Source organism: Bradyrhizobium sp. BRP19 (genome assembly GCF_020194195.1).
Classification (GTDB): Bacteria; Pseudomonadota; Alphaproteobacteria; order Rhizobiales; family Xanthobacteraceae; genus Bradyrhizobium; species Bradyrhizobium yuanmingense.
In genome coordinates this window covers 106,753-124,352 of sequence record NZ_JADYVZ010000002.1, presented here as the reverse complement: position 1 = coordinate 124,352, position 17,600 = coordinate 106,753, and the positions used below count along the sequence as shown (strand labels likewise).

At 63.9% G+C, this 17,600-nt stretch carries 17 protein-coding genes; 11 read left to right on the top strand and 6 right to left on the bottom strand.

Annotated elements, in window-relative coordinates; genetic code table 11:
- Positions 1–10: 10 nt before the first annotated feature.
- Genes I6F36_RS06255 through I6F36_RS06245 form a run of 3 tightly spaced genes read left to right on the top strand, consistent with a single transcriptional unit; the run spans position 11 to position 3,052 of the window.
- Positions 11–1,696, top strand: coding sequence for a DUF3300 domain-containing protein (locus I6F36_RS06255; protein WP_225171131.1), 1,686 nt, complete (start codon positions 11–13; stop codon positions 1,694–1,696).
- A complete protein-coding gene (locus tag I6F36_RS06250) occupies positions 1,693–2,610 on the top strand; it encodes a DUF2950 domain-containing protein (protein ID WP_225171130.1) in 918 nt (305 codons plus the stop codon). Before I6F36_RS06255 ends, I6F36_RS06250 begins: the two co-directional genes overlap by 4 nt.
- A gap of 7 nt (positions 2,611–2,617) precedes the next feature.
- Entirely contained in the window at positions 2,618–3,052 is a 435-nt protein-coding gene (locus I6F36_RS06245; RefSeq protein ID WP_306469113.1) for a hypothetical protein, read from the top strand.
- Between the two features lie 21 nt (positions 3,053–3,073).
- Here I6F36_RS06245 and I6F36_RS06240 read toward each other — a convergent pair whose 3' ends face one another.
- Positions 3,074–3,592 carry a GNAT family N-acetyltransferase gene (locus tag I6F36_RS06240; RefSeq protein WP_225171129.1) on the bottom strand — a complete coding sequence of 173 codons (519 nt, stop codon included), beginning with the start codon at positions 3,590–3,592 and terminating at the stop codon, positions 3,074–3,076.
- Positions 3,593–3,746: 154 nt separating this feature from the next.
- Between I6F36_RS06240 and I6F36_RS06235 the strand changes: the two genes are divergently transcribed.
- Genes I6F36_RS06235 through fabI form a run of 4 tightly spaced genes read left to right on the top strand, consistent with a single transcriptional unit; the run spans position 3,747 to position 8,972 of the window.
- On the top strand, positions 3,747–5,975 hold the full coding sequence (locus tag I6F36_RS06235; protein WP_057029173.1) for a DUF3141 domain-containing protein: 2,229 nt from the start codon (positions 3,747–3,749) through the stop codon (positions 5,973–5,975).
- A 29-nt stretch (positions 5,976–6,004) separates the two neighbouring features.
- Positions 6,005–6,967, top strand: a complete 963-nt coding sequence (locus I6F36_RS06230) for a phosphate acetyltransferase (protein WP_035999408.1) — start codon at positions 6,005–6,007, stop codon at positions 6,965–6,967.
- A 5-nt stretch (positions 6,968–6,972) separates the two neighbouring features.
- Positions 6,973–8,187, top strand: coding sequence for an acetate/propionate family kinase (locus I6F36_RS06225; protein ID WP_225171128.1), 1,215 nt, complete (start codon positions 6,973–6,975; stop codon positions 8,185–8,187).
- Positions 8,184–8,972 carry an enoyl-ACP reductase FabI gene (fabI, locus tag I6F36_RS06220; RefSeq protein ID WP_025035483.1) on the top strand — a complete coding sequence of 263 codons (789 nt, stop codon included), beginning with the start codon at positions 8,184–8,186 and terminating at the stop codon, positions 8,970–8,972. The genes I6F36_RS06225 and fabI overlap by 4 nt, the downstream gene beginning before the upstream one ends.
- A 19-nt stretch (positions 8,973–8,991) precedes the next feature.
- Here the strand turns inward: fabI and I6F36_RS06215 are convergent, their stop codons facing one another.
- Positions 8,992–9,591 carry a hypothetical protein gene (locus I6F36_RS06215; RefSeq protein ID WP_225171127.1) on the bottom strand — a complete coding sequence of 200 codons (600 nt, stop codon included), beginning with the start codon at positions 9,589–9,591 and terminating at the stop codon, positions 8,992–8,994.
- The gene (locus tag I6F36_RS06210) at positions 9,588–10,514 is read right to left on the bottom strand and encodes an alpha/beta fold hydrolase (protein WP_225112858.1); all 927 of its coding nucleotides are present in this window, start codon (positions 10,512–10,514) and stop codon (positions 9,588–9,590) included. The genes I6F36_RS06215 and I6F36_RS06210 overlap by 4 nt, the downstream gene beginning before the upstream one ends.
- A gap of 132 nt (positions 10,515–10,646) precedes the next feature.
- Between I6F36_RS06210 and I6F36_RS06205 the strand changes: the two genes are divergently transcribed.
- Together I6F36_RS06205 and I6F36_RS06200 are read left to right on the top strand one after the other, a co-directional pair.
- A complete protein-coding gene (locus tag I6F36_RS06205; RefSeq protein ID WP_225141936.1) occupies positions 10,647–13,154 on the top strand; it encodes an alpha/beta hydrolase in 2,508 nt (835 codons plus the stop codon).
- A gap of 9 nt (positions 13,155–13,163) precedes the next feature.
- Positions 13,164–14,048, top strand: coding sequence for an alpha/beta fold hydrolase (locus tag I6F36_RS06200; protein ID WP_109143791.1), 885 nt, complete (start codon positions 13,164–13,166; stop codon positions 14,046–14,048).
- 196 nt (positions 14,049–14,244) lie between these two features.
- Here the strand turns inward: I6F36_RS06200 and I6F36_RS06195 are convergent, their stop codons facing one another.
- Genes I6F36_RS06195 through I6F36_RS06185 form a run of 3 tightly spaced genes read right to left on the bottom strand, consistent with a single transcriptional unit; the run spans position 14,245 to position 16,018 of the window.
- Positions 14,245–14,703 carry a MaoC family dehydratase gene (locus I6F36_RS06195; protein WP_225141938.1) on the bottom strand — a complete coding sequence of 153 codons (459 nt, stop codon included), beginning with the start codon at positions 14,701–14,703 and terminating at the stop codon, positions 14,245–14,247.
- A gap of 12 nt (positions 14,704–14,715) precedes the next feature.
- A complete protein-coding gene (locus I6F36_RS06190; protein WP_036028009.1) occupies positions 14,716–15,366 on the bottom strand; it encodes a 3-oxoacid CoA-transferase subunit B in 651 nt (216 codons plus the stop codon).
- A 4-nt stretch (positions 15,367–15,370) separates the two neighbouring features.
- Entirely contained in the window at positions 15,371–16,018 is a 648-nt protein-coding gene (locus I6F36_RS06185) for a CoA transferase subunit A (RefSeq protein ID WP_225171126.1), read from the bottom strand.
- 458 nt (positions 16,019–16,476) lie between these two features.
- On the opposite strand from I6F36_RS06185, the gene I6F36_RS06180 reads away from it, so the two are divergent.
- Together I6F36_RS06180 and I6F36_RS06175 are read left to right on the top strand one after the other, a co-directional pair.
- Positions 16,477–16,656 (top strand): hypothetical protein, encoded by a 180-nt coding sequence (locus I6F36_RS06180; RefSeq protein ID WP_035999393.1) that lies wholly within the window; start codon positions 16,477–16,479, stop codon positions 16,654–16,656.
- Between the two features lie 141 nt (positions 16,657–16,797).
- A complete protein-coding gene (locus I6F36_RS06175) occupies positions 16,798–17,460 on the top strand; it encodes a protein-L-isoaspartate O-methyltransferase (protein WP_225171125.1) in 663 nt (220 codons plus the stop codon).
- Positions 17,461–17,600: the final 140 nt, after the last annotated feature.

Below are 17,600 nucleotides of genomic sequence, written 5' to 3'. Positions count from 1 at the left end.
GGAGGATGTGATGTTTCGTTGCGGCAAGACCCTGATGGCGCTGGCGCTGTTGATGGCGACTTCGGTCGCCGCAATGGCGCAGACCCCAACGACGCCTGCAGCCCCGGCGCCGCAGGCGCAGCCTGCCAGCCCGCCCGCACCGGCGGCCGAGCTCCTGAAGCCCGAGCAACTCGAGGCCCTCGTCGCGCCGATCGCGCTTTATCCGGACGAGTTGCTCGCCAATGTACTGGCCGCCTCGACCTATCCGCTGGAGGTGGTGCAGGCCGACCGCTGGCTGAAGGAGCGCAAGAGCCTGAAGGGCGATGCGCTGAAGACGGAAGTGGAAAAGCAGGGCTGGGACGACAGCGTCAAGGCGCTGGCCAGCACCGCCGATGTCCTCGCGATGATGAGCGAGCAGCTCGACTGGACCAAGAAGCTGGGCGATGCCTTCCTCGCCCAGCAGCCCGACGTGATGGACGCGATCCAGCGTCTGCGCACCAAGGCCTATGACAACAAGAAGCTCGTCACCACCAAGCAGCAGAAGGTCAGCGTCCAGTCTCAGGAAGGCAAGCAGGTCGTCGTGATCCAGCAGGCCGATCCCGCGGCGATGTACGTGCCGTATTACGACCCGGCGACGGTCTACGGCAGCTGGCCCTATGCGGAGTATCCGCCCTATTATTGGGGCTACCCGTCTTATATCGGCGCCGGCGTGGTCGCGGCTGGCATCGCGTTCGGCACGGCCTGGGCGATCGGACGCTGGGGCAATTACTGGGGCGGCGGCTGCAACTGGGGCAACCGCAACGTCTATGTCAACCATCGCACCACGAATATCGGCAATGGCTGGCAGCACAATCCGGCGCATCGCGGCGGTGTGCGCTACAACAACAGCAATGTTCAGCAGCGCTTCGGCAACAACAATCTGAAGGCCGGCGTGTCGGACCGGATGGATTTCCGCGGCCGCGACGGCAACCAGGTGCTGCGCCCCGACCAAGGTGCCGGGGACCGGGCGGGAGATCGTGCGGGTGATCGCGGCGGTCCAGGAGATCGCGCAGGAGATCGCGCAGGGGATCGCGCCGGCAATCGTGGCGACCGTCCGGGCGCGGGCGATCGCCCCAGCGCAGGGACGCGCGACCGGCCTGGCGGCGGCGATCGTGCCGGTGCCGGTGATCGTGCCAAAGGTGCGACCAAGGGCGGTGGCGATCGCGCCAAGGCTGCGAACCGCGCCGGCGGCGGTGCGGCCAATCGTGGCGGCGGCAATCGTGGCGGGGCCATGAACGTTTCCTCCGGCCGCTCGGCTGCCGCGGCATCCGCGCGCGGCCGCGCCAGCATGGCGAGCATGCCGCGCGGTGGCGGCGGCGGAGCAAGCTTTGCCGGCCGCGGCGGCGGTGGCGGAATGGCGATGCGCGGCGGCGGCGGAGGCGGCTTCCGTGGCGGCGGCGGCGGTGGTCGGCGTTCCGACGCAGCGCTGAAGCATGATGTCGTCCTGCTCGGTCATCTCTCGAACGGCCTCGGCTATTATCGCTTCAGCTACGTTGGCAGCGACAAGGCCTATGTCGGCGTGATGGCGCAGGAGGTCGAGCAGGCGATGCCCGCTGCCGTGACCCGCGGCAGCGACGGCTATCTGCGCGTCCATTACGAAAAACTCGGGCTGACGTTCCGCACCTATCGCGACTGGCTCGCCGGCGGCGCGAAGATTCCTGCGGAGGTGATGCCATGACCGGTCTGAAATCGTTTAGCCGTGCGCTGATGCCCGGCGTCCTCGCGCTCGCGCTGCTCGGATCGGCCTCTCTCGCACAGGAATCCTACAAGACACCGGAAGAGGCCGCGTCTGCTCTTGCCGCCGCGGTCAAGAGCGGCCCGAAAGACATCTTGAAAGTGCTCGGCAGGAATGCGGAGGACATCGTGTCGTCCGGCGACGAGGTTGCCGACAACGACATTCGGGCGCGCTTCACCGCGATGTACGACGCCAAGCACGGCATCAAGGCGGAGGGCAACAAGACCGCCACCTTGATGCTCGGGCCGGACGATTTTCCGTTTCCAATTCCGCTGGTCAACACCAGGACGGGTTGGGCGTTCGACACCGACGAGGGACGCATTGAGGTGCTGCGCCGTCGCATCGGCCGCAACGAGCTCGACGCGATCCAGACCGCGCTCGCCTTCGTCGACGCGCAAAACGAATATGCCGAAAAGGACCGCGGCGAGGGCGTCGGCGTCTACGCGCAGCGCATCGTCTCCTCGCCCGGCAAGAAGGACGGCCTGTTCTGGCGCGACGACAGCGACCCGAGCCCGCTCGGCGCGCTCGCGGCCGAAGCAACGAAGGAGGGCTATCGCGGCGGTGATGTCGGGCCGACGCCCTATCACGGCTATTACTTCCGGATTCTCAAAGCGCAGGGGCGGGATGCGCGCGGCGGTGCGCTCAACTACGTCGTCAAGGGCAAGATGATCGGCGGCTTCGCCCTGATCGCCTGGCCCGCGGAATACGGCAATTCGGGCGTCATGACCTTCCTGGTCAATCATGACGGCGTCGTCTACCAGAAGGATCTCGGCAAGCGCACCGAGTTCATCGCCCAGCGCACCACGTTGTTCAATCCCGATGAAACCTGGAAGAAAGTCGATGCCGCAAAACCCTGAGCCGCGCATGCGCGCATTTCGCCTGGTCGCGCTGCTCCTGCTCGCGCTCGGGCTGACCCTGCCGGCGGCGCCGTCCTTCGCGCAGGCCACCGGTCAGGTCAGAGTGAAGATCGTCAAGGCGGGCCTCCTGGCCGGCGGTGGCGCCGGCAGCGGCGTGTTGACGTACCGGGGCAAGACCTATCCCTTCAGCGTCAGCGGCGTGAGCTTGGGCATCACGGTCGGTGCAAGTGTCGGTCGCCTCGACGGCTGGGCATCCGGCATTAGGGAGGTCAGAGATTTTGCCGGCAACTACAGCTCCGTCGGCGGCGGCTTTGCGCTGGTCGGCGGTGCCAACGGTGTGCACCTCCGCAACGAAAAGGGCGTCACGATGGTGCTGCAAGGCCCGAAGGCGGGACTCGAGCTGGCGGCCAATATCAGTCGGATCACGATCGCTTTGAGGTGAGGCTCAAGCCGGGCGCGCGGATCAAAGCGTGAGCGACAGGTGCACCGTTCTCGGATCGTCACTCCGCGCGAGGTTGAAGCCCGCCTTCGCGAACACGCTGCGCATGGGCATGTTGTCGGACAGAACCTCGGCTGTGAGCTCTCTTACGCCTTGTTCGCGCGCGATCTCTGTCAGGTGCCTCAGCAATAAGGAGCCCACCCCGCGACCTTGCCAGGCATCCACCACGACGAAGGCCATCTCGGCCCGACCGGGCTCGACGATGACGTACCGGCCGCCGCCGATAATGGCGTATCGACCCTGTTCCTCGGCGAGAGCGGCCAGCGCAACGTGATTGCTGAAATCCACGTCCATGAAGAAGGCACGCTCCTTCTCCGAGAAATGCCGTTTCAAAACGAAGAACCGGTTCTGCAGCGACTGCGGTCCGGTACGCGCGACGGCGGCGAGCATGTCCGCCTCGTCGCTGGCGCGAAGCGCGCGGACCTGGATCGGGGTGCTGTCCTTCAGCACGGTTTGCACGCTGTAAGTTGCAGCTTGGGACATTGCCGATGTCGCTCTTTCAAAACCGCCCGGCCGGGTCTCATGCCCTATAATGCAGGATAGACGCCTCCGAAGCGTGCAGATCATCTTGACCTAGATCAACGTTCGTCCTCGCTCCAAGCCGTCAATTGGCCGAGGCGACGGAGAGGTCGAGAACATGTCCATGCACAAGATGCAAATTCCGGGCGGTCCCATGTCGGGGCTGGTCGCCTCGGCAGTCGAATACCTCGTCGATGCGGGACAGCGCAGTATCCTGTTCCTGGATATCATGCGCCGGCGCGGGGACCAGTACAGGGAGCACCTCGCGCAAACCGCCCCGCATGTTCTGCAATATGCGGCGGAGTTGATCATCGACGGGCGCCAGCTCGCCGAGCCCGTCAATTACGCGCTGGTGCGCATCGTTCCGCCCGCCAACGTCGAGATCGACATGAACCGGCGGCCGTTCGTCGTGGTCGATCCGCGTGCGGGCCACGGCCCCGGCATCGGCGGCTTCAAGGCCGACAGCGAGATCGGGGTGGCGATGAAAGCAGGCCATCCCTGCTACTTCATCGGATTCCTGCCGGACCCGATGCCCGGTCAGACCATCGAGCGCATCGCGCGTGCCGAAGCCATCTTCATCGAAAAGGTCATGAGCCTTCACCCGGATGCCGACGGCAAGCCCTGCGTGATCGGCAATTGTCAGGCCGGATGGGCCGTCATGATCCTGGCCTCGCTACGTCCCGAGCTATTCGGCCCGCTGATCATCGCCGGCGCGCCGCTGGCCTATTGGGCCGGCGTGCATGGAAAATATCCGATGCGCTACTCGGGCGGGCTGTTGGGCGGAAGCTGGTTGACGGCCCTCACCTCCGATCTCGGCGCCGGCAAGTTCGATGGTGCTTGGCTGGTGCAGAACTTCGAGAACCAGAACCCGTCGAATACGCTCTGGACCAAGCAATACAACGTCTATTCCAAGGTCGACACCGAGGCGGATCGTTACCTCGAATTCGAGCGTTGGTGGGGCGGCCACGTCAACCTGAACGCCGAGGAGATCCAATTCATCGTCGATGAGCTGTTCGTCGGCAACAACCTCGCGGCCGGCAACATCGAAATGTCCGATGGCCGGAAGGTCGACCTTCGCAACATCAGATCCCCGATCGTGGTGTTCTGCTCGGAGGGCGACAACATCACGCCACCGCAGCAGGCGCTGCATTGGATCCTCGATTGCTATGCCGATGTCGATGAGATCAGGGCCTATGGCCAGACCATCGTCTACACCGTGCACCAGAACATCGGCCATCTCGGCATCTTCGTCTCCGGCGGCGTCGCCAAGAAGGAGCACGCGGAATTTTCCAGCAACATCGACCTCATCGACGTTCTGCCGCCCGGACTCTATGAAGCGACGTTCGAGGCGAAGGATGAGGAAACCGCAAGTTCGGATCTGGTCGTCGGCCAGTGGGTGATGCGCTGCGAAGCGCGGACGCTCGACGACATCCGCGCCATGGGCGGCAATTCGCCTGAGGACGAGCGACGCTTTGCCACCGCCAAACGAATCTCGGAAATCAACCTGGCGGCCTATCGAAAATTCGTCCAGCCATGGCTCAAGCGCATGGTGACGCCACAGATGGCCGAATGGGCTCACAACATGCATCCGCTGCGGCTGCAATACGAGCTGTTCAGCAGCCAGAATCCTTTCATGGCGACGGTGAAATCATTGGCCGAGAAGGCCGCCGAGAAGCGCAAGCCGGTCGCTGCGGACAATCCGTTCCTGGCGTTCCAGGAGCAGATCTCGAAGCAGGTCGTTCACGCCCTCGACAGCTGGCGCGATTCACAGGAGGCGCTCAGCGAAGCGATGTTCCTCAGCGTCTACGGATCCCCGGCGCTCCAGGCGGCGGTCGGGATCGATCCGACGTCCACGCCGTCGCGTCGGCGTGAGATGTCCGCCGAGCATCGCACCATGCTCGAGAAGCGCATTGCCGAGCTGAAGTCGCGGATCGGTGAGGGCGGCCTCCGTGAAGCGGCGTTACGCGCTTTGCTCTATGTCGGCTCGGCACGGGGGATGGTGGACGAACGCAGCATCGAGGCTCTGCGCCGGGTCCGCCGGGATCATGGCGGCGCACGCATGTCTCTTGCCGAGTTCAAGATGCTGGTACGCGAGCAGTTCTTCATGCTGCTGCTCGACCGGGAAGGGGCGCTCGCTGCAATCCCGAAATTGCTGCCTGACGACATGAACGTTCGCCGCGCAGCATTCGAGGCGATCGAGCAGGTGCTGTCGGCCAGTGCGGATGTCACCGGCGAGCGCGCCAACCGGCTGCGGCAGATCGCCGGCCTGTTTGGCCTCGACACCGCGGAAGGTGCCGAAAGGGCGTCGAACGTTGCCCCTTTCGATCCCAAGGCGAAGGCGTCGTAACGCGAGTTGCAAGGATCGGGAGCGACATCATGTCAGCAGATGCGACGGCCACGCAGTCTCCCAGCAAGTATGATCGCCTGATCGCGGCGGCCAGGGCAATCCCGCCGACGCCGACCGTCGTGGTGCATCCCTGCGATGAGACATCCTTGCGCGGCGCCGTCGACAGCGCGTCTGCCGGCATCATCCGGCCGCTCCTGGTCGGACCGGAGCGGAAGATCCGGGATACGGCTGGCACGTTCGGCCTGGACATCTCGGGTTATGAGATCGTGGATGCCGCGCACAGCGACGAAGCCGCGGCGAGGGGTGTCGAATTGATCCATGCCGCGCGCGGCGAACTGCTCATGAAGGGCAGCCTTCACACCGACGAGCTGATGCGAGCCGTCACGGCCAAAGTCGGGGGATTGCGCACCGATCGGCGCATCAGCCACGTTTTCGTCATGGATGTGCCGGCCTACGCCGAGACGATCTTCGTCACTGACGCCGCAATCAACATCTTCCCCGATCTGGACGCCAAGCGGGACATCATTCAGAACGCGATCGATCTCTACAATCAGGCGGGCTTCGGCAAGTCGCCGCGGGTGGCCATCCTTTCCGCGGTCGAAACCGTCACATCGAAGATTCCATCCACGATCGAGGCCGCGGCGCTCTGCAAAATGGCGGATCGCGGCCAGATCACGGGCGGCGTGATCGACGGGCCGCTGGCGTTCGACAACGCGATCGACCTCGAATCCGCGCGGATCAAGGGCATCAAGTCCGAGGTGGCCGGCCGTGCTCAGATCCTGGTCGTGCCCGACCTCGAAGCGGGCAACATGCTGGCCAAGAACCTCGCCTATTTCGCCAAGGCCGACGGCGCCGGCATTGTGCTCGGCGCGCGCGTCCCCGTCGTCCTGACCTCGCGTGCGGACAGCCCAAGAGCGCGGATGGCGTCCTGCGCAGTTGCTGCACTTTATGCTCACGCGCGGCGCCAGAAGGCGCCGACAGTCGCGGCGTGACCGCCATGGACAGCATCCTCGTCGTCAACGCCGGCTCATCGAGCGTCAAGTTCCAGGTCTTTGCGGTCGAGGGTGAGGGCGTTCTGCGCCGCCTGATCAAGGGGCAGGTGGACGGCATCGGCAGCCGTCCGCGCTTGCGGGCGAGCGGGGCAGGCAATGATCCCATGGCGGACCGGGCCTATCCGATCGAGGCCATTCCGGACGTGCCGGCGGCGATGCAAGTCGCGGGGGAATGGCTGCGGAACGAGGCGCGCATCCATCCATTGGCGGTCGGGCATCGCGTCGTCCATGGCGGGCCGGATAATGAGCGGCCAATTCTCGTCGATCATGGCGTGGTGGCACGGCTAGAACGCTTCGTCACGTTAGCGCCGCTGCATCAGCCGCACAATCTGGCGCCGATCCGCTCAATCCTGGCCAATTTCCCGACGATACCCCAGGTCGCGTGCTTCGACACCGCGTTTCACCGCACGCACGGTCCGCTGGCCGATCATTACGCCATCCCCTACCAGCTTCACGCCGAAGGTGTGCGACGCTACGGCTTTCACGGGCTCTCCTATGAGTACATCTCCAGGACCTTGCCCCAGATTGCGCCAGAGGTCGCAAAGCGCCGGGTGATTGTCGCCCATCTCGGCAGTGGCGCGTCGATGTGCGCGATGAAGAATGGGCTGAGCGTCGAGAGCACGATGGGATTCACCGCGCTCGATGGGCTGCCGATGGGCACGCGCCCGGGCCAGCTCGATCCGGGCGTCGTGCTGTACCTATTGTCCGAGAAGGGGATGACGCCATCGAAGGTGCAGGATTTTCTCTATCGCGATTGCGGATTGAAGGGGCTTTCCGGGCTCAGCAACGACATGCGCGAGCTGGAGGCGAGCACGGATCCGCAAGCGAAGCTGGCGGTGGACTATTTCGTCTATCGCATCGGCCTCAACGCCGGCATGCTGGCGGCGGCGCTGCAGGGGATCGATGCCTTCGTCTTCACCGCCGGCATCGGCGAGAACTCGAGCGGCATCCGCGCGCGTGTGGCGGAGCAGCTCGGCTGGCTTGGCGTGGCACTCGACCCGGCCGAGAACACGCGCCATTCGCGGCTGATATCGGCAAAGACGAGTCTCGTTCCGGTCTACGTCGTCCCGACGGACGAGGAGCTCATGATTGCGCAGCACACGCTGACGCTATTGATGAACGGCCAATCGCCCAACCCCAGACAAGAGAGGGTGTCATGATTCCAGTATTTCCGGACAGCAAGGTCGCACTAAAGGGGAAGAAGGGCCTCGTCGTCGGCATCGCCAACGACCAATCGATCGCCTGGGGCTGCGCCAGGGCGTTTCGCGCGCTCGGAGCCGATCTCGCCGTCACCTATCTGAACGACCGCGCCAAGAAGCACGTCGAGCCGTTGGCGCAGGCCCTGGAAGCGCCGATCTTCCTGCCGCTCGACGTTATGGTCGAAGGCCAGACTGAAGCGGTATTCGAGCGGATCAAGTCGGAGTGGGGGCAGCTCGATTTCCTGCTTCATTCCATCGCCTTCTCGCCGAAGGAAGCATTGCACGGCCGCGTCGTCGACGTCGGCCGCGACGGCTTTCTGAAGACCATGGACGTCTCCTGCTGGTCGTTCCTGCGAATGGCACATCTAGCCGAACCCCTTATGAAGAACGGCGGCACGATGTTCACCATGACCTATTACGGCAGCCAGATGGTGGTGGAGAACTATAACATCATGGGCGTTGCCAAGGCGGCGCTCGAAGCCGCGGTCCGCTATGCCGCTGCCGAGCTCGGTCCGAAGGGCATCCGCGTGCACGCGATCTCGCCAGGGCCGCTCGCCACCCGCGCGGCCTCGGGCATTCCGGAGTTCGATGAGCTAATGGACAAGGCGCAATCCAAGGCGCCCTCGCGCAGCCTCGTCAGCATCGACGATGTCGGCAACGCCACCGCGTTCCTGGCGCTCGACGGCGCCAAGCTGATCACCGGTGGCGTGCTCTATATCGACGGCGGCTATCACATCATCGATTGACCGACGCAACCGCGCGTGGTCATGCCGGCGGTGCGCCGATGCCGATGCTCTCAAGTAATTCGCGCCAGAGCTTGCGGACTCCGGCGTGACGCTGCGCGAGCGCCGCACTGACCGCGTCGCGATGCGGCGCAAGATCTGTGCTCTTCAGAAACAGAATCTGGGCCTGCAACAGCCGGCCACTCTCGAATTCGATCCGGCGTAGCGCCATAACAAAAGGATCCTGCGCATTGGCCTCGATCGGTAGGAGCGCAGCCGGCCGTATGCCGGCATGCACGGCGTGGGCAAGCGCTGCGAGGTGAATCATTTGGGCAAGGCGAGGGTCTGCGATCCCTTCGACCGGTGCAGGCAGCCAGGCGGACTCCCAGGAGGCGAGCATGTAACCCAGGGAAGGATCCAGCACCCAGGACGTGGCGCGCAGCAGCAGCGAGACGATCTCGGTCTCGCGATAAAATTGAGCATTCAATTCGGTCTGCCATGCCGCGTCGAGCCTCGCGGGCAGCATGAAAGCGAATTGCCGAGCCAGGGCGCCGTGCGCCGAAATCAGGAATGCTGCGACCTTCGTCTGCTGGTTCGGTGGAATGCGACCGTCCGGCGCGACGGGACCGAGGAAGCCGCTCATGGCAGCGCTCGCTTGACCGGGATGGCACGCAGATGATCGTAGCCGGCAGGAAACGGCGTGAGCTCGCCGCCGGGCTGGTCCGGCGCCACCCAGACCGCTTGATTGCCCTGCCAGCGGCCGGCCAGCACGTCTTCGGCAAAGCGCGCCAGCAGATCGGCGGTCAGTGCCCCTTTCTCCAGCGTGAAGGCGTGATAGGCCCTGGGGATGATCACCAATGAGCTGTTCTGAATCTCGACACGCAATGTTTCGTGGAGAGCCCGCGGCGTCAGGAAATCGAACTCGCCGTTGAGAATCATGGTCGGAACGGCGATCGCGGACAGGCGCGGCGTGAGCGGCTGGAAGTCGAGGAAAGATTCCATCAGGTTTTGCAGCGCGTAGACGTCGTTGACCAGCCAACCTTGCCGCTTCACGCTCTCGAGCTTGTCCAGCAGTGGCTTCAGCCATTGGTCCGAGAGGTTCATGGGCAACAGGAGATCCTGGAGGTAACTCGTGCCACCGAGGATCAGGCCGGTCCGCAGCGCATTGCCAAGCAGCAAGAGTTGCGGCGACAGCTCCGCAAAGCAGCTCATCGGCACCAGCCCGGCCAGCCGCTTGCCATGCTCGATCGCATATCGCAGCGCGATCAGGCCGCCAAAGCTGATCCCGCTCAGAAAGATCGGACCGTCCCCGAGTTCGTCGATGAGGAGGCGCAGTGCAGCGACTTGATCGTCCTGGCTGATGAAGAGCCTCGGCTTGTCGGAGGCGCCCTGGCCGAGAAGATCGAAGGTCGCAACGCGAAAGCCTCGCGCCGACAAGGCCTCGCGATAGGCGCTCCACAGCTCGGAATATTGCGTCAGCCCGTTCACGAGAACATAGGCCGGTGCGCCCGCCGGCCCGTCGAGCTCATAGCGGATCCGATATGAGCCGTGGCTGAGGAAGGGCATCGCGAGGGTACCGCCGGTCTTTTGATGCCCGCGATCCTCGATTCCTCCGAGCGGATTCCATTGAGCTAGATCAAACCTTCCCCGGCCGCCCTGCCTAGCGTTTCAGGAAAATCTTCCAGGGAGGATCTCATCATGGCCGGACGAGATGCGTTGAATCGTTGCCTGTTGAGCCTGATCGTGCTGCTGCTCGGAACGGCGATCGCAACCGCACAGCCTTTCACGCGCCGTTCGTCGCAGGTGCAGCATGACGGGCTGAAGAAGACCTACGAGATCGCCAACTTCCGCCTGGGCGGCAAGTACGACCTGACCGACCCTTCCAAATGGGAGAACGGCGGCGAGGGCGGCGTCACGCTGGAATCGCTCGGGGCCGGCAAGCTGCGCACGGCTTACATCGCCGTCGGCAACGCAAGGCGCAACGCGGCGGGCGAGATCACCAATGCCATCGTGATCAACTCCTATTATTCCGGCGATTCCACCGACATGTACGAACAGTGGGTCAAGGGTGCGGCGTTGTCGGGTGGCGTACCCATCATTGGTCCGGGCCGGCCGATCGATACGGATCGTTACTATGTCATCATGGTCGATCCGCTCGGCACTTGGGGCGCGAGCAAGCCATCCGACGGCCTAGGCATCAAGTTTCCGCAATACAGCTACTACGACATGGTGCAGGCGAACTACCGCCTGCTGCGCGACGAGCTGAAGGTCGCGCGCGTCGCGCTGGTGACCGGCGTCTCCATGGGTGGCACGCAGACCTACGTCTGGGGCGTGATGCATCCGGAATATGTCAGCGCCCTGATGCCGATCGGCGGCACCACGCAATCGGATGGCGACGACCCGGTCGGCAACTGGACTTTCCAGATGATGACAGCCGCGATCCAGGGCGATCCGGTCTGGCAGGCGACCGAGGGCGACTATTACAAGCTCCCGAAGGAAAAGCATCCGGTGCCGGGCGTGGCCTTCGGCTGGTCGATCCTCGGCATGACGGGTTATGACTTTTCCTTCCGCACGACCCAGAACTGGGCGGCGGTACAGCCCGAGATTTTCTATTGGGATCCGCCGAACGAGAAGGCCGGCCTCAACGTCATTAATCGCGCCAAGCTCTACGACGCCGTCGATCTCGTCTGGCGCAATCGGGTCGGCGAGACCCATAACGTCAATCCCTATCTCGGTCGCATTCAGGCTCGCACGCTGGTGATGCACATCACCAACGACCTCTGGCTCAACTTCAAGCTGGCGCAGAAGGCTGTCGATCGCGTGCCCGGCGCTGATCTTATCGCACAGGAGAGCCCCGTCGCGCACTACGGCGTGTTCCCGATCATCAACCAGCGCAAGAACGATCCGAAGTTCGTCGCCTTCATGGATGACGTGGCGGCCCTCGATCGCGCCCAGAAATTCGTCGACAAGAATTACCGCGTGCCCGGCGTCGCCCAGACGATTGATCCCAAGAAGTCGTTCTGGAAGGCCTACGTGACCTATCCCTATCCGGTCAAATTCCGCAGTGCCAAGGACAAGAGCGGCAACTCCTGGGAAATCGGCTACATGGACGAGTATGCCGGCACCGACAAGGATCCGAAGGTGCTCGTCATCATCCACGGCAAGGGCGCGTTCGGCGGCCATTACGGCAACATCATGCAGTATGCGCTGCGCAGCGGCCTGCGCGTGATCGTGCCGGACCTGCCGCATTACGGCATGTCGGGGCCCGGCAATCTCGACAAGAATCCCGCTCGCACCATGCAGGACATGCGCGAGGTGATCTACGACCTCGTGGTCAACCAGCTCGGAGTCAAGAAGGCGTACTATCTCGGCCACTCGCTCGGCGGCCAGTTCGTCGTGGGCTACGCCCTGACCTGGCCTGATGCGGTGCAGGGCCTCGCCTTGGAGGCGCCGTCCGGCCTCGAGGAATATCCGCGCGAGATCACCATTGCCAAGGACAAGAAGGCGCCTCTGTTCGCCGACGGTCTCGGCCGAGACTTCGACAAGTGGAAGCAGGTCTGGGACCAGACCGGTATTCTCGCTGCGGAAAAGGCGCGGAGCGAGCAGAACGTCCGCGACTTCTTCTACTTCAAGAAACGTGATCCGGACACCGGCGTGGTATCGGCTGCGAAGAGCGGATACTTCTTCAACGACAGCGAATATGCCCGTTTCCATACCGAGCAACGCGCCGGGCTTACCAAGGGCAACCCGAAGGAGCTCGATCAGTGGTGCAACGTCTTCATCTTCGACATCTACACGATAGGTGCTGAGCTCCAGCAGGATGACCCGAAGAACCTCTATGAGCGGGTCACCCAGATCAAAGCGCCGATCTTCCTGGCGTTCGGCGACAAGGAGCCGTTCATTCCGACGCCTGCGTTCAACGGCCTGACGGACCTCGGCCGCGACGTCATCACGCCGTTCATGACGCGTATGACCAATGCCGGCAACCGGCCGATGCTCAAGATCTATCCGGAGACCGGACACTTCATCCACACCGACAATCCAGTGGAATACGCTGCCGATGTCGTGGATTTCGTGACCAACGGGGAGGTGGACACATCATCGCCGCTCGGAACCGATCGCATGATCAAGGGCGCCGTCGTCTCTGCCTTGCCAGTGGCGCCGACACCGCCTGGAGCGGCTCCGACGGCTGGCCTCAACAAGTAGGGCCCGGCGATGCCAAGGGTGCAGGCGGGCGAACTCCGACTCGGCTGGCGGGAGTGGGGAGGAGGCGACGTCACCGTCGTCTTCATCCACGGAAATCTCGCCAGCAAGGACTGGATCGAGCTCGCCGCGCCATTGTTTCCGATCGGGCTCCGTGTGGTTGCAATCGATTGGCGCGGCTGTGGCGACAGCGACCGGCCGAAGCCGTCGGCCGACTATTCCAACTACTCCATGCGGCAGCACGCCGAGGACATGCTGGCGGCGCTCGATACGCTCGGGATCGGCTATTGCCATCTCGCGACACATTCCACCGGCGGCATCATCGCCGCCAGAATGCTGCTCGAGCAGCCGCAGCGCTTCGGCCGTGTGTTCGCGCTCGATCCGGTAACGCCGCTCGGCATGGCCTTCGATGCCGATCAGATCGGATTATTCAGGGCCATGATGTCGAGCAAGGAGCTGACGCGGTCCGTGATGGCTACAGCCGCTTCTTCGCTGTTCGTCCCGGAGAGCATGGGGCCGAACATGGTCCCTCGCTTTCGCGAGGGGCTGGGAGAGATCCAGACGCTGTTCGATCGGATCATTGAGCAGACCTTCGGCGTATCGGAGGGGATCTGGATCGGCACGCCGGTGAACCTGACGCGGGAGAAGGAGAGCCGTGAGCTGGAGCGCCGTATGTCCGAGATCCGGCATCCGCACCTCGTGTTGTGGGGCGAGCGGGACGGTTGGATCGCGCCGGCCGATCTCCGTGCCATGGCCGAAGCGATGCCGGATTGCCGGCTGGTCATCGTGCCAGGCGTAGGGCATTCGATGAACCTCGAATCGCCGGCACTTTATGCAGGCTATTTCGGCGCCTGGTTCGGAGGACGTGCCGCGTCACCATCCACGGCGCCAAGCTGATCCCCGGCGGGGCCTCGACGTCGACGGCGGCCACCACATCGTCGATTGACGCGCTGAGCAGTCCGGGACCCATGATCGATGGTGACATATTGCCAGTGTTTTGCCCGACGGAGCAACCGGTTCCGGGCGAACAGGAAACATCCGTCAAATCAGCCCCATGTCTACTGTGCATGGGGTTGTTTTTCGACTCTTTGACTCAGCGATAGTGCAGAGCGATCAATTCGGCGACACAGGCCGGCCTCTTGCCGCCCTCGATCTCGATCACGAGATGGTAGTTGACGCGCAGCCCGTCCGGCGGCACGTCCTCCGCTTCCGTGATCGTGACCCGGCCGCGTAACTTCGAGCCCGCCGGAACCGGCGCGAGATATCGGATGCGGTCAGCACCGTAATTCAGCGTATTGCGCAGCCCCTTCAGGCCGATGACCGAGCGGATGAACAGCGGGGCAAGGGCAAGCGAGAGCAGGCCATGGGCGATAGTCTTGCCGCCCGGCATCTCCTGCTTGGCGCGCTCCTGGTCGACATGGATCCACTGCTCGTCGCAGGTCGCCTCGGCGAACTGGTTGATGCGGTCCTGCGTGATCTCGATCCAGTCGCTGGCGCCTATCTCGGTGCCGATTGCGGATTTGATCTCGTTGAAGTCGCTGAATATTCGCATGGGTTGACCTGTTCAGAGCTTCATTTCCGGAACATTGTCGGGAATGGCGAGTTCGGCCTCCGTCAAGGCCATGACCTCGCCGATGCTCATGCCGGGTGCTGTTTCCAGCAGCGTCGCCTTGCCATCGGGAAAACCGATCACGGCCATGTCGGTCACGACAAGGTTGACAGGGCGTGCCGAGGTCAGCGGCAGCGAGCATTTCACCACGATCTTTGACTTGCCCTTGGCCGCGTGCTGCATGGCGACGATCACGCGCTTGGCGCCGGTGACGAGGTCCATTGCGCCGCCCATGCCCGGGACCATCTTGCCCGGGATCATCCAGTTCGCGAGATGGCCATGCGCATCGACCTGGAGACCGCCGAGCACGGTGACATCGACGTGGCCGCCGCGGATCAGGCCGAACGACATCGCGCTGTCGAAGGTGGAGGCGCCCGGCAGCGCGCTGATCGGGCGTCCGCCGGCATCGGTGAGCGTCGGATGCGCCATCCCCTGCTCGGGAATCGGCCCGGTGCCGATCAACCCGTTCTCGGACTGGAAGAAAACCTTCAGGTCCGACGGCACGTAATTGGCGACCAGGGTCGGAATGCCGATACCGAGATTGACGAGGTTTCCGCTCCTCAGCTCCTTGGCGACACGCCGGGCGATGATGATCTGGGGATCCATGATGTCACCCGTTGGTGATGAGATAGTCGACGAGCGGCGCGGGGGTGACGACGTGATCGGGCGCGATCACGCCGACCGGGACGATATGCTCCGCCGTCACGATGACGGTGTCGGCTGCCATCGCCATGACCGGGTTGAAGTTGCGCGAGGTGAGGGCGTAGGCGAGGTTGCCGAGGTAGTCGGCGAGGAAGGCGTGCACCAATGCGAATTGCGCCCGCAGCGCCGTTTCCAGCAGGAACGGCTTGCCGTCGACTTCGATCTGGCGCTTGCCTTCGGCCACCAGCGTTCCGACCCCGGTCGGCGTCAGCACCCCGCCGAGACCGCACCCGCCGGCGCGGATGCGTTCGACGAAGGTGCCTTGCGGCACGAGGTCGACCGCGATCTGGTTCGCCAGCATCTGCTGCTGCGCCTTCGGATTGAGACCGATATGCGTTGCCGTCAGCTTCGACACAAGTGCCTGATCGAACAGCTTGCCGACGCCCTTGCCGGGCGTGGCCGCGTCATTCGAGATCAAGGTCAGACCCGTCTTCCTCTGACGCACGACTTCGTCGAGCAGCCGCTCCGGCGTTCCAACTCCCATGAAGCCGCCAACCATGACGCTGGCGCCCGCCGGGATCATCGCAACGGCTTCTTCGACGGAAACAGTCTTCATGATCGAAACTCCCGGTCGCCCGACGCTGGGCTGAAGGGCGGTAATGTGTGGATGTTGGCGGGCGGGCGACGGGCTCCCTTGATATGGGTCAAGGGCCTCTGGATCATTGCGCGCCGTCAGCGCGTCCCTCTCCAACGTGAACGCTTGGTAGGCCTTGGGAATGATTTGGGAACCTCGACGCTGAGGCGCGCTAAAAGGCTCAAGAGAAACCGACGCTTCCGTAACAAAACCGGATCCAGTCCGGAGAGCCGAATCTTACTAAATTCAAAAGCTTGCCCTTGCATCCTAATGCTGCGTGCTATGTGCTTTGCCTGAAATCTAGAGCGAAGCACCGGGGTGCAGCATGGAATCGCGCTCGAACACCTGTGCGTCGGCGAGGTCCCGCCATTCGGACGGCGCCAAAACGACTCAATTTACGTCGAGCGTGGATCTGCCGGACACTCGCGGAGCTGATTCCCATGCCAGACAACAAGGTCGACCGTTCTGATTTGGCCCCCTCGATTCTGCCGGCCGGCATCCCCGAGCTCAGCGACGATGAATGCCTCGCTTGTCTCGCGCGCGCAGTCGAGGCGCCGGATTCGGCGCGGCTTGACGAGGTCGCTGGCCTCATTGGCCGCCTGGCAGTCGCCATCGAATAGGGCCGGCCCGGCCCTCCATCAGGAGAGGTTGCGGAGCGCGAAACGCGCATCGCCAACCGCTATGTTGCGTTTTGACCGAGCATGCTCCAAAAGATGGCGCGATTTTTCTACGCGGCATCGTCCGCATTGCAGGGTCCGCAAATGTCCGGTTTTTCGACCGCGCGCCAAAAAATGGTCGATGGCCAGGTGCGCACCAATGACGTCACCGACCGTCGTGTTCTCGATGCCATGCTCACGGTGCCGCGCGAGGCCTTCGTGCCGGCCGGCCGGCAGGCGCTGGCTTACCTCGATCTCGACCTCGACGTCAGCGAAGGCGCCGCCAAGCGGTTCCTGATCAAGCCGGCGCTGACCGGCAAGCTGCTCCAGGCCGCCGAGATCGGCGCGGATGACAACGTGCTGGTCGTCGGCTGCGCCACCGGCTATCTCGCCGCACTGGCCGCCAAGCTCGCGCGTCAGGTCACGGCGACCGAGTGCGATTCGGCTTTGGCGGCCAAGGCCAGCGACGCCTTCGCCGCCCAGGGGCTTGCCAATGTCGCCTGCAAGGCGGCGGCCTGCACCGAGGGGGACCCTGCTGCTGCCCCCTATGATGTGATTCTCCTCAACGGCGCGGCCGAGGTGATGCCGGAAGCGCTGCACGGGCAGCTGAAGGAGGGTGGGCGCCTGGTGGGGGTGTCGGCCGAATCGAGGCCGCCGCGCGTCACGATCGTGACCCGTACCCACGGCGAATTCGGTCATCGGACCCTGTTCGACGCCGCCGCCCCGGTGCTTCCCGGGCTGGAACGGGCGGCTGCCTTTGTCTTCTGACGGCCCCAAAGCCGCCCCAAATCCCGTTCTGAATCAGAAGTGTGGCCGGGATGCTGCACGCGAAGAGTTTCCACTGAGAACCACCCCCAGGTAGTTCCGTCGCGCTTGACCGCGTCCTATGTTGCGGCGGGGCAACGACT

Bases quoted from the DNA above. Each gene is read 5' to 3' on its own strand.
- I6F36_RS06225 (WP_225171128.1), top strand. From the start codon at position 6,973: ATGGACAGCATCCTCGTCGTCAACGCCGGCTCATCGAGCGTCAAGTTC.
- I6F36_RS06240 (WP_225171129.1), bottom strand. From the start codon at position 3,592: ATGTCCCAAGCTGCAACTTACAGCGTGCAAACCGTGCTGAAGGACAGC.
- I6F36_RS06230 (WP_035999408.1), top strand. From the start codon at position 6,005: ATGTCAGCAGATGCGACGGCCACGCAGTCTCCCAGCAAGTATGATCGC.
- I6F36_RS06205 (WP_225141936.1), top strand. From the start codon at position 10,647: ATGGCCGGACGAGATGCGTTGAATCGTTGCCTGTTGAGCCTGATCGTG.
- I6F36_RS06255 (WP_225171131.1), top strand. From the start codon at position 11: ATGTTTCGTTGCGGCAAGACCCTGATGGCGCTGGCGCTGTTGATGGCG.
- I6F36_RS06245 (WP_306469113.1), top strand. From the start codon at position 2,618: ATGCGCGCATTTCGCCTGGTCGCGCTGCTCCTGCTCGCGCTCGGGCTG.
- I6F36_RS06195 (WP_225141938.1), bottom strand. From the start codon at position 14,703: ATGCGAATATTCAGCGACTTCAACGAGATCAAATCCGCAATCGGCACC.
- fabI (WP_025035483.1), top strand. From the start codon at position 8,184: ATGATTCCAGTATTTCCGGACAGCAAGGTCGCACTAAAGGGGAAGAAG.
- I6F36_RS06190 (WP_036028009.1), bottom strand. From the start codon at position 15,366: ATGGATCCCCAGATCATCATCGCCCGGCGTGTCGCCAAGGAGCTGAGG.
- I6F36_RS06215 (WP_225171127.1), bottom strand. From the start codon at position 9,591: ATGAGCGGCTTCCTCGGTCCCGTCGCGCCGGACGGTCGCATTCCACCG.
- I6F36_RS06185 (WP_225171126.1), bottom strand. From the start codon at position 16,018: ATGAAGACTGTTTCCGTCGAAGAAGCCGTTGCGATGATCCCGGCGGGC.
- I6F36_RS06250 (WP_225171130.1), top strand. From the start codon at position 1,693: ATGACCGGTCTGAAATCGTTTAGCCGTGCGCTGATGCCCGGCGTCCTC.
- I6F36_RS06235 (WP_057029173.1), top strand. From the start codon at position 3,747: ATGTCCATGCACAAGATGCAAATTCCGGGCGGTCCCATGTCGGGGCTG.
- I6F36_RS06175 (WP_225171125.1), top strand. From the start codon at position 16,798: ATGTCCGGTTTTTCGACCGCGCGCCAAAAAATGGTCGATGGCCAGGTG.
- I6F36_RS06200 (WP_109143791.1), top strand. From the start codon at position 13,164: ATGCCAAGGGTGCAGGCGGGCGAACTCCGACTCGGCTGGCGGGAGTGG.
- I6F36_RS06180 (WP_035999393.1), top strand. From the start codon at position 16,477: ATGCCAGACAACAAGGTCGACCGTTCTGATTTGGCCCCCTCGATTCTG.
- I6F36_RS06210 (WP_225112858.1), bottom strand. From the start codon at position 10,514: ATGCCCTTCCTCAGCCACGGCTCATATCGGATCCGCTATGAGCTCGAC.